Genomic DNA, 14,633 nt, shown 5'->3' with positions numbered 1-14,633 from the left:
ACTCAGAACCACTGGCAGCGGGGCAGCCCGGGGTAGGGGTGCTTCTGGGTCTCCACGACCCGGGCCGGCACCATGCCCCATCCCTTGATGCCGGGCAGGCTCACCACCTCGTCGCCCTGCGTGTAGTACCAGACCTTGTTCCCGTCGGGGGCGGCGTCGCCCTCGGTCCAGCACACGAACCAGCTCGGCGAGAGCTTGAGGCGGCCGGTGACCGGCGCGTTGAAGGCGGGGCGGCCGAACGTGTCCGAGACGAGGTTGTCGCAGTACAGGTCCAGGCTGAAGGCGTTGCCCAGGGTGTCCCTGTGCGGCTGGTTCTGCCGCAGCGAGCAGGTGGCCGCCGCCTCGGCCGACCCGGCGCGTGGCGCGGCCGGGCTCGCGTGGGCGGCCGGGCCCGGCGCGGCGGCGAGGGTCAGACAGAGCGCGGCCCCCGCGAGGGCGGTGCGGCGCTTTCCCCGGGCGCTCATGACCACGTGCACTGGTCGAGGCCCGGCACCGGGTGCGTCGCCGAGGCGAGTTCGGCGGCCGGGAGGTAGCCCCAGCCCTTCGCGGTCCTGCCGCCGGAGACCGTGTCGCCCTGCGTGTAGTACCAGATGTCCCCTCCCTGGTACGGGCTGCCGCGCTTCCAGCAGACGAACCAGCTGGGAGAGAAGGCGATCTGGCCGTTGACCGAACTGTCGGTCGTGGACTGCACGCGGATCGAGCCGGTGTTGTGCGGACACACCACGTCCCCGAGGAAGTGCATCCCCGTCCAGTCGGTGTGCCGTGCGTCGGCGCGCGTCTGGCAGCCGGCGGAGGCGGTGGCCTGCGAGGCGGGTGACACGGCCAGGGCCGCGGCGCAGGCGACGGCGCCGGCGAGGAGCGTCCGCAGGCCCGGCCCGCCCCAAGTGGGGCCCCTGCCGGGCGTGTTGCGGTTCCGGGCGCGTGCGCGTGGTCCGACGGGCATGTCGCAGTCTCCTGGCGGCTTGATTCCGTGTCGTTCCGCTGTGGCGCGTACGCGTCCGATCGTGGCGAGCGGCGCTGACACGTCCCTGACGTCGGCATGATCCTCGTACGCCATACGGATACGCGCGTTCCGGCCACGGAGCGCTCGCCCTCTCCCCGGCGCTGACCGCGCGTGCCATCGTGGCGGCCGTGGCGGACGGCGTCGGGACGAGGAGCGTACGCATGCGCACAACGGTCTTGCCCGGTGAGGGGAACAGCGGGGAGCCGACCGGCGCGGGCATGCCGACGCACCGCCTCGAGGTGCCGATGCCCAACGCGCTGCCCTTCGCCATCGGCACGTTCGACGCGATGGGGCCGATGGCGCGGGCGCCGTTCCCACACCGGCACACCTTCCACGAGATCGTCCACGTCACCGGCGGCACCGGCAGGCACGTCGTCGACCTCACCGGCTTCGCGCTGCGGCCGCCCAACCTCTGCTTCATCGCGCCCGGCCAGGTCCACCACTGGGAGGGCGTCACCGGCCTCGAAGGTCACGTCATCCTCTTCACCGACGACTTCCTCCTCGACCATCCCGGCGACCGGGACCTCCTGCGGGGGCTCGCCGAGCGCTCCTGGCTCGAATTGGCCGACGAGGCGGCCGAGCGGACCGCGCGCCTCGTCGCCGAACTGGACGGCGAGTACCGCACCGGCGCCGAGGGTTTCTCCGGTGTGCTGCGGGCCCTGCTGCACATCCTCGTGGTGCGCGCGGCGCGGCTGCCCGCGCGGCAGCCCGCCGCCCTGCCGCCGCCCTCGCGGCCCGGCTCGGTGGCCGCGGAGTTCGTGGCGCTGCTCGGCACCCCCGAGGGCCTGCTCGGCTCCCCGGCGGGCGCCCCGCACTCGGTGCGCACCTGCGCGGAGCACCTGGGCGTCTCGGTGAGCTATCTCAGCGAGGCGGTGAAGGCGTCCACCGGCCGCACCCCCGGCGAGCTGATCCGGCAGGCCCGGGTGCACGAGGCCAAACGCCTGCTGCTGCGCACGCAGTTGTCGGTGCGTCAGATCGCGGCCCGGGTCGGGTTCGGGGACCCCGCGTACTTCTGCCGCTTCTTCCGCCGCGAGACCGGCGCGAGCCCCGGGGACTTCCGGCGCGGCACCGGCGATATTCACCACGACCACCGGCTCCAGTCCATCGCCCGGCCCCGCTCCCGCGCATAGCTTCTTAGCCGATCCGGAACCCACCCCACCTTTCAGGAGGAGCGATGGACGACGAGACCGGCACCACAAAGGGACCGAGCCGCAAGACCGTGCTGAGAGCCGCCGCGGCGGTCGGCATGGCCGTCCCGGTGAGCCTCATGGGGGTGCCCGCCCTGGCCCGTACCGTGGGCGCGCGGGGCGAGGCACCGGCGCTGACGCCGTCCTGCGACGACGGTGACGACCCGACGCCGCCGCAGATGGAGGGCCCGTATTTCAAGCCCAACTCCCCGCGCCGCACCTCGCTCCTGCAGCCGGGGACGCCGGGCACGCGGCTGACCGTCACCGGGTACGTCTTCGGCCGCTCCTGCCGCCCCATACCCCAGGTCCTCATGGACTTCTGGCAGGCCGACACCTATGGGACGTACGACAACGCGGGGTACCGCTTCCGCGGGCACCAGTACACCGACGCGTCCGGCGCGTTCCGGCTCACCACGGTCGTGCCGGGCCTCTACCCCGGCCGCACCCGCCATCTGCACGTCAAGGTGCAGGCCCCGGGACGGCCGGTGCTGACGACGCAGCTGTACTTCCCCGGTGAGCCGCGCAACAACACAGACCCGATCTTCGACTCCCGGCTGCTGATGAACGTACGCACCGTCGGGAACGCGAAGGAGGCCGACTTCGACTTCGTCCTCAACGTGCCGCAGTGACCGCACGGTTGCGGGGAGTGCCGCCCCCCGACGGCGTACAACCTTCGAAGATGGTCACAGGTCGTCTGAACCGCACAGCCGATCTTTGACCAAGGGAAGTCGTATGCCGCGCAGCAGCCGAACAGTCCGCCTCACCCTGCCCCTTGTCGCCGCGTCCCTGCTCGTGGGCGGCGGCCTCTCGGCCCTCGCCCTCGGGCAGGGCAGCGCGGAGGCCACCGCCGGCGCGGGCCGCGCGGACGTGGCGGCCGAGCCCTCGGACGACTTCAACGGCGACGGGTACGGCGACCTCGTCGTCGGCGCCTCCGACGGCACGGTCTCCGGCAAGACCGAGGCGGGGTACGTGGCGGTGACGTACGGGGCGAAGAACGGTCTCGACCCCGCCCGCAAGAAGATCATCAGCCGCTCCACGAGCGGGGTGCCCGGGGCGGCCACGGCCAAGGAGCACTTCGGCAGCGCGTTCACCAAGGGCGACCTGGACCGCGACGGCTACGCGGACCTGGTCATCGGAGTCGGTGGCAGGGGCGCGGACGCGGGCTCGGTGATCCTGTGGGGTTCCCGCTCCGGCCTGACCGGCGGCACCAAGATCGCCGCCTACGGCCGGACCCCGACGGCCGGGGACTTCGACGGCGACGGCACGACCGACCTCGCCCTGTTCGCCGGGGCGCCGACCTATGGCGACGACGGGGTCGCCCAGCAGGCCCGCCTCTGGAAGGGCCCGATCGCGCGCACCGGGAAGCCGGCCAAGACCCTCGACTTCATGGACAGGTCGCAGTGGGACCGGGGCAGCGACCAGCGCCCCGACCCCACCTGCGCGGACCCGGACCGGGAGTGCGAGAACGGCCCGAGGAGCCTGTCGGGCCCGGTCACCCCGGAAGCCGTCGGTGACCTCAACGGCGACGGATACGACGACATCGCCATGGGCCGCTACGCCGGTGACGGCGAGTGGGGCTGGGGTCTCCTGTACGGATCGCCCACGGGCTTCAAGCACGAACGGGCGTACGGCGCCTCCGGTGCGCTGGCCATCGGCGACCTCAACGGCGACGGTTACGACGACCTGGTAAGAGGCGACTCCGACTACCCCGACTACAAGTCCAGGGTCTACGTCACCTACGGTTCGGCGGACGGACTCAAGGAACCGGCGCAGAAGTTCGACCAGAAGACGCCGGGTGTGCCGGGCGCCGAGGAAGAAGGGGACAACTTCGGCAGGTCGGTGGCCGTGGGTGATGTGACGGGCGACGGATACGCCGATGTGGCGGTGGGCGCCGTGGGCGAGGACGTCGGCACCGTCACCGCCGCGGGCTCGGTCGTACTGCTGCGGGGCAGCGCCGACGGTGTCACCGGTGCCGGGGCCCAGGTCTTCCACCAGAACACGGCGGGCGTCCCGGGCGTCGCCGAGAAGGACGACCTCTTCGGGTCGGCCACCGCGCTGCTCGACGTCACCGGCGACGGCCACGCCGACCTCGCCGCTTCCGCCGTGTTGGAGAACGCGCGCGCCGGCGCGGTGTGGTCGCTGCGCGGCACCGCCACGGGCCTGACGGCCACGGGTTCCGTCGCCTTCGGACCCAAGGACGTCGGGGCGCCGAACACGAATGCCCGCTTCGGCGAGCGCCTGCGCTGACCGTCCGGTCCCGGAACCCTCCGGTCCCGGAACCTTCCGCCCGGTCCGAGTCCACCCCCGTGGGTCTCAGACCGGGCGGATCAGCTCCCACGTGTCGACCGCGTGGTCAAGGGTCATGCCGTGGCGCTCATAGAGGGCGAGCGCGCCACTGCTCTTGTCCGTGTCGACGCCGAGGCCGATCCGGTCGCGGCCCGACTGCGCGTAGTGGCCGAAGGCGTGGCGCAGGAGATGGCCGCCGATGCCTCGGCCCCGGGCCTCGGGCAGGACGCCGAGGTTGCCGATCCAGGCCATCGACGGGCGGTCGTCGTGGGTGCGCAGCACGGCCGCGTCGCCGACGCCGTCGACGTGGGCGATCCAGATCAGCGACCAGTCGGCGCGCTCGGCGTCGATGTCGTCGAGCCACTGCGGGTAGCTGCGCGGCTGGAAGTCGAAGTGCTCGGTGAAGCACTCGTGGAGCAGTCGGTGGGCGCGCCTGCGGTCCTCTTCGGCCGAGCAGTCCCGCAGCGTCACGCCTGCCAGGGGCTCGGGCAACGAGTCGTCGGCGGCGCTGAGCTGACGGGCCATCACGTGATAGCGCCGCACGGTCCGCCAGTCGCGTGCGCGCAGCGCCGAAAGGTCCATGGTGGGCGCGGTGTTGAGGTGCAGGTGCAGCACGGCGCGGGCCGCTCCGTTGGCACCGGCGCGCTGGGCGGCGCGCTTCTCCATCAAGTCGAAGAGGTGCAGGGCGCCTTGCGGTCGGCCGGGCAGCACATAGTGGTCGACATCGATCCGCTCGCCGCCCGACTCGTCCCACAGCAGGGCGTACCCGACGAGGCGCTGCCCCTCGAAGAGCAGCCAGGAGTCGCGCTCCAGGTCCACCTCGGGGTGGTTCAAGTCGGCGCGCACCTCGGCCAGTTCGGTGTCGGCGCGGCCGGTCTCCAGCAGGTCGACCTCGTTGAGCAGCGCGCACACCGCGGCCGCGTCGCCGGGCGTCGCGGCCCGCACGGTCAGGCCGGGCGGCGGTGTGAGAGAGGTCGTCGTCATGTGCCCACTCTCCGCTGCGGCGCCCTGTGCCCGCAACGGACTTTTTCCCGGCCCGCGCCGGTCCGCTCAGGTCAGGCCAGCACCGCCCGCACCGTCTTGCCGCCACGGCGCGCGGTGACGACCTCCAGGCGGTGGGTGAGCTGGCGCACCATGGCGAGCCCCCGGCCGCTCTCGCGTTCACTGCTCGGTTTGCGCACCCGTGGGCGGACCGGGCTCGTGTCGTAGACCTCGACGGTCACCCGGTCGCCGGAGACCTCCACGCGCAGGCGGCAGCCGCCGCGCGCGTGCTGGACGGCGTTGGAGACCAGCTCGGAGACGACCAGCGCCGCGTCGTCCACGCGCTCGGCGGTCAGTTCGTTCTTACGGCGGTGCGGCCTGACAAGGAACGCGCAGGTCAGCCTCCGTGCCCGCCCCGCCGAAGCGGCGTCCTGCGGCAGTGCGTACTCCACCCTGGCGGTGGGCCTATGGGCGCGCTGATGCGGCGCACGCATGGCAACTCACTTCCCCTCCCTGGAACAACCGGTACACCCGCGATCTCTGTCGCCACCGGGGCCGCGGCGTGTCTTGCGCGACCGGTCCTGCCCCACGGTGATGCCCCACTCGAGTGATCGCCAATCCGCCCGTCCAGGGCGCCCTACCGCACCGGGCGGATACGCCCTCATCACCGCCGGGACGGTCCTTGTCCTTGTCATGTGCCCCGGTCGTGGGCGTTGACGTTGACATCGGGTTCAAAGAACACTGACCCGGGCCGCCCTCTCGCCCGGCAGACCCGATCCGACTCCGGAAAGGCCGCCCCATGGACCAGCCGCCCCGCCCCTTCAAGGACTACCAGGACGAGATCTACCTGGACGGGCTCCGGGGCGTCGTCCCCAAGTTCCCGATGACGTACGCCGAGCTGGAGTCCCGCGCGCAGTCCGCGCTGCCGCCGTCGGTCCTCTCGTATGTCGCGGGCGGCGCGGGGGACGAGCGGACGCAGAACGCGAACGTCACCGCGTTCGACCGCTGGGGGCTGATACCTCGGATGTTCGTCGGCGCCTCGCGGCGCGACCTCTCCGTCGATCTGTTCGGCATGACACTGCCCTCTCCCCTGTTCATGGCGCCGATCGGGGTCCTCGGGATCTGTACGCAGGACGGCCACGGCGACCTGGCCACCGCGCGCGCGGCGGCGAGGACCGGGGTGCCGATGATCGCGTCGACGCTCTCCGCCGACCCGATGGAGTCGGTCGCCGCCGAGCTGGGCGAGACCCCCGGCTTCTTCCAGCTGTACACGCCGACCGACCGCGCGCTCGCCGAGAGCCTGGTGCGCCGCGCGGAGAAGTCCGGGTTCAAGGCGATCGTCGTCACGATGGACACCTGGATCACCGGCTGGCGCCCCCGCGATCTGGCCACCTCCAACTTCCCCCAGCTGCGCGGCCACTGCCTGGCCAACTACACCAGCGACCCCGTCTTCCGCGCCCTGCTGCCCACGGACCCCGAGCACGACATGCAATCCGCGGTCCTCAAGTGGGTGCAGGTCTTCGGCAACCCGCTCACCTGGGACGACCTGCCGTGGCTGCGCTCCCTCACCTCGCTGCCGCTGATCGTCAAGGGGCTGTGCCACCCGGAGGACGTCCGCCGCGCCAGGGACGGCGGGGTGGACGGCATCTACTGCTCCAACCACGGCGGCCGCCAGGCCAACGGCGGGCTGCCCGCGCTCGACGTGCTGCCCGCGGTCGTCGAGGCCGCCGACGGGCTGCCCGTCCTGTTCGATTCGGGGGTGCGCGGTGGAGCGGACATCGTCAAGGCGATCGCGCTGGGCGCCTCCGCGGTGGGCGTCGGCCGTCCGTACGCGTACGGCCTGGGCATCGGCGGCACCGACGGCGTCACGCACGTTCTGCGCTCACTGCTGGCCGAGGCGGATCTGCTGATGGCCGTCGACGGCTACCCGACCCTGGCGGACCTGACCCCGGAGGCGCTTCAGCGGGTCCTCTGACAGGACAGTCACAGGAACACGATCATTGGACACTCCAGCGTTCCATGTGAGACATTGATGTCTCATTCGAACTTGGAGTGTTCCACCATGACCCCGCAGCGTGACGCACGGCGCTGGGCCGTCCTCGCGATCCTCTCCGGCAGCCTGCTGCTGATCGCCATGGACACCACGATCCTGAACGTCGCCTTCCCCTCCCTCGTCGCCGATCTGCGGCCCAGCTCCGTGCAGCAGCTGTGGATCATCGACGTCTACGCCCTCGTGCTGTCCGGGCTCCTGGTCACGGCGGGGGCCCTGGGCGACCGGTGGGGACGTAAGCGGCTGCTCCTGATCGGCTTCGGTGTCTTCGCCCTCGCCTCGCTGCTCGCCGTCTTCGCGACCGCTCCCTGGCAGGTCATCGCCGCCCGCGCGCTGCTCGGCGCCGGTGGCGCGGCGATCATGCCCGCCACCCTGTCGATCCTGCGGCACGTCTTCACCGACGCCCGCGAGCGCGCCCTCGCCTACGCGGTGTGGTCCGCCGTCTTCGGCGGTGGCATGGCGCTCGGCCCGGTCGTCGGCGGACTGCTCGTGGAGCACGACGGCTGGCACTCCGCGTTCCTCGTCAACATCCCCGTCGCACTGGTGATCATCGCGCTCGGCGCGTGGATCCTGCCCGAGTCCCGCCAGCCCCGCGAGGGCCGCTGGGACTGGTGGGGCGTGGGCCAGTCGGTCCTCGGCATGCTCGCCCTTGCGGGCGGCATCAAGCAGCTCGGCAAGGGCGGCCCCGCCGACCCCGTGGCCTGGGCCCTGCTCGTCGTCGCCGCGGTGACGCTCACCGTCTTCGTCCGCCGCCAGCTGCGCCTGGAGCACCCGCTGCTCCAGATCCGTCTCTTCGCCTCGCGGCCGTTCGCCATCGCGGCGGCCTCGATCTTCCTCGGCATGATCGCGCTGGGCTCGGCGCTCTTCCTGATCACCCAGTGGTTCCAGTACGGGCAGGGCTATACGCCCCTGGAGGCGGGCGTCCATCTGCTGCCCGCGCCGCTGGGCCTCGTCCTCACCTCGCTGGTGACCCCGGCGCTGATGCACCGGCTGCCGATCCGGCACGTCATGGGCGGCGGACTGCTGATGATGACCGCGGGGCTCGCCCTGCCGTGGCTGCTCCAGCTGTCGGGGCCGCTCGGCTACGGCGACATCGCCGTGGCGCTGGCCGTGCTCGGCTGCGGCGTCGGCATCGCGACGACGGCCGCGTCCGTGACGCTGATGGCCGCCACCCCGGCGAAGGACGTCAGCGGCGCCGCGGCCGTCGAGGAGACCTGTTACGAACTGGGCGCCGCCATGGGCGTGGCCATCCTCGGTAGCGTCGCCACCGCGCTGTACCGCGTGAACCTCCCCGACCTGGGCCTCACTGACGACACCTCGGCGGCCGCCGGCGACTCGATCGGCGAGGCCGCGCGGGTGGCGCACGAGCTGGCCGGGCCCGCGGGCAAGGCCCTGCTCTCGGGGGCGGCGGATGCGTTCACCTCCGGGATGACGCCCACGTTCCTGATGGCGGCCGCACTGCCGCTGGCCGCCGCCGCGCTCACCTGGGCGAAGATCCCCAAGGGCCTGCGCCCCACGGAGGACGCGCACTGAGCCGACGGTGGGCCGGCGCCCCGAGCGGCGCCGGGCCACCGCCCAACTGACACCATCCGCCCCGCACTTCACGCCTATCATCTGTTCGACCCCGGGACGCCCCAGCGGCCGCCCCGGGGTCGGCACATGTGGTGCCGACTTCGCAGCGAGAGGACGACGGGGACTTGAGTTCGATACGGAAGCGCTCCGCCCGCAGACGCCGCAGGGCCATGGCCGCCGTCGGCGCCGCCGCGGCCGTCGTGGCGGGCCTCCAGCTGTCGCCCACCGCGTTCGGCACCGGTGACACCGACGACGCCGACAACAAGGAGTCCGCGGCCCCGCGACGGACCGCCGCGCCCACGCGCGGGGCGGCGAGCCACGCGGAGCGGCAGGACTTCGGCTTCTCCACGTCGGACGGCACCCGCTTCAAGGACGGCGTGATGACCCTGAGGCCGGCGCCCTCCGCGCACCCGACACCCTCCGCGCACCCGACGCCCGCAGCGCCCTCGACGGTCCCGTCCCGGCGCGCCGCGGCCGCCGCCCCGCACGGGGAGGGCTGGCAGTCGGGCGGCGCGGCCAAGCTCCTGCACACCGGCTACACCATCAAGTTCTACGACGAGAGGGCCGCCGACTGGCTCGGCCCCTACGTCAAGAGGTCGGCCGCCGAGCTGCGGCGCGTCACGAACCTGCCGATCACCGTCGACACCCGGCCGGTCGGCTGGGACCACGTCAGGCTAAGGGGCGAGGTCGTCATCGGTCTCCTGCGGCGTCCGTGCGTACCGCCCGCCGACGGCGGCAGCGCGGGCTGGAAGGTCGTACGCGACGGGTCCGGCAGCAAGAATCTGAGCTGCGGCTTCTACGCCTCCTCCCTCCCCACCACGGTGACCAGCGGCCACGCCTACATCGACGACGAGTTCCTCACCGCGGCCGGCGAGCCCGCACCCTCGATGGGCGAGACCTATCTGCGCAACCACATCAGCCACGAGCTGGGGCACACGATGGGCCTCGCGCACGCCAACCGCAGCGCGCGGCGCGGCGACTGCGTCAAGGGCACCGACTCCGGCCAGCTCCCGGTGATGTGCACGCCCGCCAACGCCTACCAGGACAAGCGGGCAGGCACCTACGTCCAGCAGTACGACGTGCAGGGCCTGCGCCATCTGGCGCGCGGGGGCGGCGCCGCGCTGCCCCCGCAGGGCAAGATCACCGGCATCGGCCACAAGTGCCTGGACGTCAAGGGCGGCAAGGCCGCCAACGGCACGCCGATCCAGCTGTACGCCTGTAACGGCGGCGTCGCCCAGTCGTGGATCGTCCAGCAGGACGGCACGTTCCGCGCGCTCGGCAAGTGCCTGGACAACTACCGCAACGCGAGCGGCGACGGCAACAGGATCGGCCTCCGCGACTGCGGGGGCGGCGCGTCCCAGCGCTGGTCGGTGAGTGCCGGGGGCCAGATCGTGCATGTCGCGTCGGGAAAGGTCCTGGACGTCAGGGGCGGCAGCACCGCCAACGGCACCAGGGTCCAGCTGCATACCCCGAACGCGAACAAGCGCCAGCTCTGGGTCACGCCGAGGTAGCGCCCGCCGACAAGCACATGGTCAGCGCCCGGTCAGCGCCCGGTTAAGATCGCAGAAATTGGGCTCGACCAGCGAGGAAACGAAGAACTGTGCAGGTCAAGGGGAGGGGCATCGTGACGGCGGCCGTGGGGGCGGCGCTCACGATGGTGTTGGCGGGCTGCGGCGGCGAGGGTGGTGAGGACCGCTCGGGCGCGGGCCGCGACCAGGGCAAGGCCGGGCAGAGCGAGCGCGAGGACGCCCGTGCCGTCCTGGCGGCCGCGGCGAAGAAGACGGCGGCGCAGTCCTCGTACAAGACGGTCCAGACCGGGCAGGGCGGCACCGACCGGGCCGAGATGCTGTACCAGAAGAAGCCCGCCGCCTCGGTCATCAAGGCGGAGGTCTCGAAGTCCGCGGCCAACCCGAACGGCGTCAGCCACATGCTCTCCACGGGCGGCTCGACGTATGTGAAGACGGACAAGGTGCCGGGCAAGAGGTGGTACAGCATGGATCTCGGCGGGGGTGAGGACGGCGGCGGCGCTCCCCGCGCGGCCGGGTACGTGGCCGAGTTCGCGGGCGCGCTCGCCGCGACGGAGTCCACCGAGTGGGTCGCCGAGGAGAAGGCCGGCGGCCGGACCGCCGACCACTACCGCGGCAAGGTCGTCCTCGACGAGCTGGCGAAGTACACCGGCCCGGCGCTGTCGGAGGACCGCCGGGACCTCTACGTCACGATGGCGAAGAAGCAGGGCATGAAGTCGGTCGTCATCGACATGTGGGTCGGCAAGGACGATCTGATCCTCAAGTCGCGGGAGACCGGCCGGAGCAAGAAGGGCCGCGAGGTGATCAACGAGGAGTACTCGGACTTCGGCGCCGTGCCCGCGATCTCCGCGCCGCCGGCCGGGTCGGTCGCCACATGGGACGAGTTCATCGCGGCCCAGGCACGGCCGTAACGGACCGCCCAGCGGCTACAGTCACCAGCGATCAACCCCGCCCACCTGGGAGTACCTCGGACATGGCCGTCGACGAACTCGACACCCGCATCCTGCGGCTCCTCCTCGAACAGCCCCGCACCAGCGTGCGCGAGTACGCGCGCGTGCTCGGCATCGCGCGGGGCACGCTCCAGGCCAGGCTCGACCGCCTGGAGCGGGACGGGGTGATCACCGGCACGGGCCCCTACCTCTCCCCCGCGGCGCTCGGCCACCCGGTGCTCGCCTTCGTCCACATCGAGGTCACCCAGGGGTACCTGGACGAGGTGGGCGACGCGCTCGCGGCCGTACCGGAGATCATCGAGGCGTACTCGATCACGGGCGGCGGCGATCTCCTGACCCGCGTCGCGGCGCGGGACAACGGCCATCTGGAAGACGTCATCCAGCAGTTGATCAAGCTGCCCGGCGTGGTCCGTACGCGGACGGAGATGGCGCTGCGGGAGCGGGTGCCGCACCGGCTGCTCCCGCTCGTCGAGTCGGTCGGCAGGGCGGCGGCCTCCGCTCAGCGCTGAGGCCCTCCCACGGCGACGACCTGGGCCTTTGGCATCCTGGACGGCATGAGCAGCTTCGGCAGGACCTCGGTCATCTTCGATCTCGACGGCACGCTCGTGGACAGCGAGCCCAACTACTACGAGGCCTCGCGGGCCCTGCTCGCCGACTTCACGGGCCGGGAGTACACCTGGGCCGACAACGAGCAGTACGTCGGCATCAGCTCCCACGAGACGCTGGCGCAGTGGCGGCGGGAGTACGGGATCGACGCCTCGGTGGCCGAGCTGATCGCCGACCTGGACCGCCGCTATCTGGAGCTGGCACGGGCCAGGACGCACGTCTTCCCGGAGATGCGCGAGCTCGTCGAGCGGCTGCACGAGGCGGGCGTGCCGATGGCCGTGGCGTCGGGCTCGTCCCGCGCGGCCATCGAGGCGATCCTCGCGGGTACGGGTCTGGACGCGCAGCTCACCAAGCTCGTCTCCGCCGAGGAAGTACCGCGAGGCAAGCCGGCACCGGACGTGTTCCTCGCGGCGGCGGCGCTCCTGTGCGCGGAGCCGGCGGACTGCGTGGTCTTCGAGGACGCGGCACCGGGAGCGGTGGCCGCGAGGGCGGCGGGAATGCGGTGCGTGGCAATCCCCTACGTGACCGCCCACGCCAACGACCCGGCGTTCGCCCAAGCGGACCTACTACTCCCCGGCGGCCACGCGGACTTCACGGCGGAGGCGGCGCTTAAGGTACTGGGGCTCTGTTAGGGGGCGCCGGGGGCGCCCCGTAAGGGGCGCGGGGCTGTGACATATGCGGCTCCGCCGCGCGGGCGCGACCAGCCGCAGGCGCCCCGTAAGGGGCGCGGGGCTGTGACATATGCGGCTCCGCCGCGCGGGCGCGACCAGCCGCAGGCGCCCCGTAAGGGGCGCGGGGCTGTGACATATGCGGCTCCGCCGCGTGGGCGCGACCAGCCGCAGGCGCCCCGTAAGGGGCGCGGGGAACTGCGCGACCAGCCACGAACGACCCGCGCGAAGAAGATCAGGCAGCCCCCGCCACCCTCTCAGGAGTAAGCAGCTCCGCAAGCCGCTCCGGCGGCAAAAGCCCCTTCTCCAGGACGAGTTCGGCAACGCCCCGCCCCGTGACAAGCGCCTCCCGGGCAATCTCCGTAGCGGCCGTATACCCGATGTACGGATTCAGCGCGGTCACAAGACCGATCGAAGTCTCCACGGAGGCCCGCAGCACCTCGGTGTTGGCAGTGATGCCCTCCACACACCGCTCGGCGAGCGTGAGACAGGCAGCCTTCAGCGAGGTGATGCTCTTGGCGAGGGAGTGCAGGATCACCGGCTCGAAGGCGTTGAGCTGAAGCTGCCCCGCCTCCGCGGCCATGGTGATGGTGACGTCGTTGCCGATGACCTCGAAGCAGACCTGGTTGACGACCTCGGGGATGACGGGGTTGACCTTCCCCGGCATGATGCTCGAACCGGCCTGCACGGGCGGCAGGTTGATCTCGTTGAGCCCGGCACGCGGCCCGGACGACAGCAGCCGCAGATCGTTGCAGCTCTTCGACAACTTGACGGCGATCCGCTTCAGGACGCCGGAGAGGTGGACGAAGGCACCGCAGTCCTGGGTCGCCTCGACCAGGTTGGCGGCGGTCACCAACGGCATGCCGGTGAGCGCGGCGAGGTGGCGGCGGGCGGTCTCGGCGTATCCGGGGGGCGCGTTGAGCCCCGTACCGATCGCGGTGGCGCCGAGGTTGATCTCGTGGATCAGCTCGACGGCCTCGGCGAGCCGCATACGGTCCTCGTCGAGCATCACGGCGTACGCGGAGAACTCCTGGCCGAGCGTCATCGGCACCGCGTCCTGGAGCTGCGTACGCCCCATCTTCAGCACGTCCCGGAACTCCAGGGCCTTCGCCGCGAACGCGTCCTGCACCACGGACATGGCACGCAGCAGCCCGTGCACGGCGCTGATCGTGGCGACCTTCACGGCGGTCGGGTAGACGTCGTTGGTGGACTGGCTGAGGTTGACGTCCTCGTTGGGGTGCAGGTGCTCGTAGGCGCCCTTGGGGTGCCCGAGGAGTTCGAGGGCGCGGTTGGCGACGACCTCGTTGGCGTTCATGTTGGTGGAGGTGCCCGCGCCGCCCTGGATGACGTCGACGACGAACTGGTCGTGCAGGTGCCCCGCGCGGATCTCGCGGCAAGCGGCGGCGATCGCGTCGGCCTTGGCCTTCGGGAGCAGACCCAGCTCCTCGTTAGCGCGGGCGGCAGCCTCCTTGACGGCGGCGAGGGCATCGATGAGCTGTGGATAGACGGAGATCGGAATGCCGGTGATGGGAAAGTTCTCCGTGGCACGCAGGGAGTGAATGCCCCAGTACGCGTCGGCGGGAAAATCACGCTCACCGAGCAGGTCGTGCTCGCGGCGCAGGGCAGGACTGACGTTCATGTTTCTCTTCCGGGGCGAGGCGCCCCGTAAGGGGCGCGGGGCTGTGACATATGCGGCTCCGCCGCGCGGGCGCGACCGGCAGCGGGGGCGCCCCGTAAGGGGCGCGGGACTGTGACATAAGCGGCTCCGCCGCGCGGGCGCGACCAGCAGCAGGCGCCCCGAAGG

Annotated in this window: 13 protein-coding genes and 1 pseudogene; 9 read left to right on the top strand and 5 right to left on the bottom strand. The window is 71.9% G+C overall.

What is annotated here, in order from left to right:
* Positions 1–2 precede the first annotated feature (2 nt).
* Together GKQ77_RS14740 and GKQ77_RS14735 are read right to left on the bottom strand one after the other, a co-directional pair.
* Positions 3–464 carry a hypothetical protein gene (locus GKQ77_RS14740; protein WP_219689205.1) on the bottom strand — a complete coding sequence of 154 codons (462 nt, stop codon included), beginning with the start codon at positions 462–464 and terminating at the stop codon, positions 3–5.
* Positions 461–943 (bottom strand): hypothetical protein, encoded by a 483-nt coding sequence (locus GKQ77_RS14735; RefSeq protein ID WP_219689204.1) that lies wholly within the window; start codon positions 941–943, stop codon positions 461–463. The genes GKQ77_RS14740 and GKQ77_RS14735 overlap by 4 nt, the downstream gene beginning before the upstream one ends.
* A gap of 221 nt (positions 944–1,164) precedes the next feature.
* On the opposite strand from GKQ77_RS14735, the gene GKQ77_RS14730 reads away from it, so the two are divergent.
* The 3 genes and pseudogenes from GKQ77_RS14730 to GKQ77_RS14720 all read left to right on the top strand — a co-directional run bounded on the left by GKQ77_RS14730 (position 1,165) and on the right by GKQ77_RS14720 (position 4,437).
* The gene (locus GKQ77_RS14730) at positions 1,165–2,133 is read left to right on the top strand and encodes a helix-turn-helix transcriptional regulator (RefSeq protein WP_219689203.1); all 969 of its coding nucleotides are present in this window, start codon (positions 1,165–1,167) and stop codon (positions 2,131–2,133) included.
* Between the two features lie 44 nt (positions 2,134–2,177).
* Positions 2,178–2,816: pseudogene (locus GKQ77_RS14725) on the top strand (dioxygenase family protein); the annotation flags it as partial.
* Positions 2,817–2,922: 106 nt separating this feature from the next.
* Positions 2,923–4,437, top strand: coding sequence for an FG-GAP and VCBS repeat-containing protein (locus GKQ77_RS14720; protein ID WP_219689201.1), 1,515 nt, complete (start codon positions 2,923–2,925; stop codon positions 4,435–4,437).
* A 66-nt stretch (positions 4,438–4,503) separates the two neighbouring features.
* Here GKQ77_RS14720 and GKQ77_RS14715 read toward each other — a convergent pair whose 3' ends face one another.
* Positions 4,504–5,460, bottom strand: coding sequence for a GNAT family N-acetyltransferase (locus GKQ77_RS14715; protein WP_219689200.1), 957 nt, complete (start codon positions 5,458–5,460; stop codon positions 4,504–4,506).
* 71 nt (positions 5,461–5,531) lie between these two features.
* Positions 5,532–5,951, bottom strand: a complete 420-nt coding sequence (locus GKQ77_RS14710; RefSeq protein ID WP_258021344.1) for an ATP-binding protein — start codon at positions 5,949–5,951, stop codon at positions 5,532–5,534.
* 305 nt (positions 5,952–6,256) lie between these two features.
* Between GKQ77_RS14710 and GKQ77_RS14705 the strand changes: the two genes are divergently transcribed.
* The 6 genes from GKQ77_RS14705 to GKQ77_RS14680 all read left to right on the top strand — a co-directional run bounded on the left by GKQ77_RS14705 (position 6,257) and on the right by GKQ77_RS14680 (position 12,793).
* Positions 6,257–7,432, top strand: a complete 1,176-nt coding sequence (locus GKQ77_RS14705; RefSeq protein ID WP_219689199.1) for an alpha-hydroxy-acid oxidizing protein — start codon at positions 6,257–6,259, stop codon at positions 7,430–7,432.
* 87 nt (positions 7,433–7,519) lie between these two features.
* A complete protein-coding gene (locus GKQ77_RS14700) occupies positions 7,520–9,040 on the top strand; it encodes an MFS transporter (RefSeq protein WP_219689197.1) in 1,521 nt (506 codons plus the stop codon).
* 164 nt (positions 9,041–9,204) lie between these two features.
* Complete coding sequence (locus GKQ77_RS14695; RefSeq protein WP_258021343.1) at positions 9,205–10,590, top strand: ricin-type beta-trefoil lectin domain protein; 1,386 nt, start codon at positions 9,205–9,207, stop codon at positions 10,588–10,590.
* 113 nt (positions 10,591–10,703) lie between these two features.
* Positions 10,704–11,516 (top strand): SCO4651 family lipoprotein, encoded by an 813-nt coding sequence (locus GKQ77_RS14690; RefSeq protein WP_219689195.1) that lies wholly within the window; start codon positions 10,704–10,706, stop codon positions 11,514–11,516.
* A gap of 62 nt (positions 11,517–11,578) precedes the next feature.
* Positions 11,579–12,064, top strand: coding sequence for an Lrp/AsnC family transcriptional regulator (locus tag GKQ77_RS14685; protein ID WP_219689194.1), 486 nt, complete (start codon positions 11,579–11,581; stop codon positions 12,062–12,064).
* Between the two features lie 45 nt (positions 12,065–12,109).
* Complete coding sequence (locus GKQ77_RS14680) at positions 12,110–12,793, top strand: HAD family hydrolase (RefSeq protein WP_219689193.1); 684 nt, start codon at positions 12,110–12,112, stop codon at positions 12,791–12,793.
* 271 nt (positions 12,794–13,064) lie between these two features.
* Here the strand turns inward: GKQ77_RS14680 and aspA are convergent, their stop codons facing one another.
* Positions 13,065–14,468, bottom strand: coding sequence for an aspartate ammonia-lyase (gene aspA, locus GKQ77_RS14675; RefSeq protein ID WP_219689191.1), 1,404 nt, complete (start codon positions 14,466–14,468; stop codon positions 13,065–13,067).
* Between the last annotated feature and the right edge of the window lie 165 nt (positions 14,469–14,633).

Source organism: Streptomyces anatolicus (assembly GCF_019400875.1).
GTDB lineage: Bacteria > Actinomycetota > Actinomycetes > Streptomycetales > Streptomycetaceae > Streptomyces > Streptomyces anatolicus.
The sequence above is the reverse complement of the archived record's forward strand: the minus strand, read 5'-3'. Positions and strand labels throughout refer to the sequence as shown.

Excerpts from the sequence above, each read along its gene's own strand:
- aspA (WP_219689191.1), bottom strand. The coding sequence starts at position 14,468 with ATGAACGTCAGTCCTGCCCTGCGCCGCGAGCACGACCTGCTCGGTGAG.
- GKQ77_RS14715 (WP_219689200.1), bottom strand. The coding sequence starts at position 5,460 with ATGACGACGACCTCTCTCACACCGCCGCCCGGCCTGACCGTGCGGGCC.
- GKQ77_RS14735 (WP_219689204.1), bottom strand. The coding sequence starts at position 943 with ATGCCCGTCGGACCACGCGCACGCGCCCGGAACCGCAACACGCCCGGC.
- GKQ77_RS14700 (WP_219689197.1), top strand. The coding sequence starts at position 7,520 with ATGACCCCGCAGCGTGACGCACGGCGCTGGGCCGTCCTCGCGATCCTC.
- GKQ77_RS14710 (WP_258021344.1), bottom strand. The coding sequence starts at position 5,951 with ATGCGTGCGCCGCATCAGCGCGCCCATAGGCCCACCGCCAGGGTGGAG.
- GKQ77_RS14730 (WP_219689203.1), top strand. The coding sequence starts at position 1,165 with ATGCGCACAACGGTCTTGCCCGGTGAGGGGAACAGCGGGGAGCCGACC.
- GKQ77_RS14705 (WP_219689199.1), top strand. The coding sequence starts at position 6,257 with ATGGACCAGCCGCCCCGCCCCTTCAAGGACTACCAGGACGAGATCTAC.
- GKQ77_RS14720 (WP_219689201.1), top strand. The coding sequence starts at position 2,923 with ATGCCGCGCAGCAGCCGAACAGTCCGCCTCACCCTGCCCCTTGTCGCC.
- GKQ77_RS14685 (WP_219689194.1), top strand. The coding sequence starts at position 11,579 with ATGGCCGTCGACGAACTCGACACCCGCATCCTGCGGCTCCTCCTCGAA.
- GKQ77_RS14680 (WP_219689193.1), top strand. The coding sequence starts at position 12,110 with ATGAGCAGCTTCGGCAGGACCTCGGTCATCTTCGATCTCGACGGCACG.
- GKQ77_RS14740 (WP_219689205.1), bottom strand. The coding sequence starts at position 464 with ATGAGCGCCCGGGGAAAGCGCCGCACCGCCCTCGCGGGGGCCGCGCTC.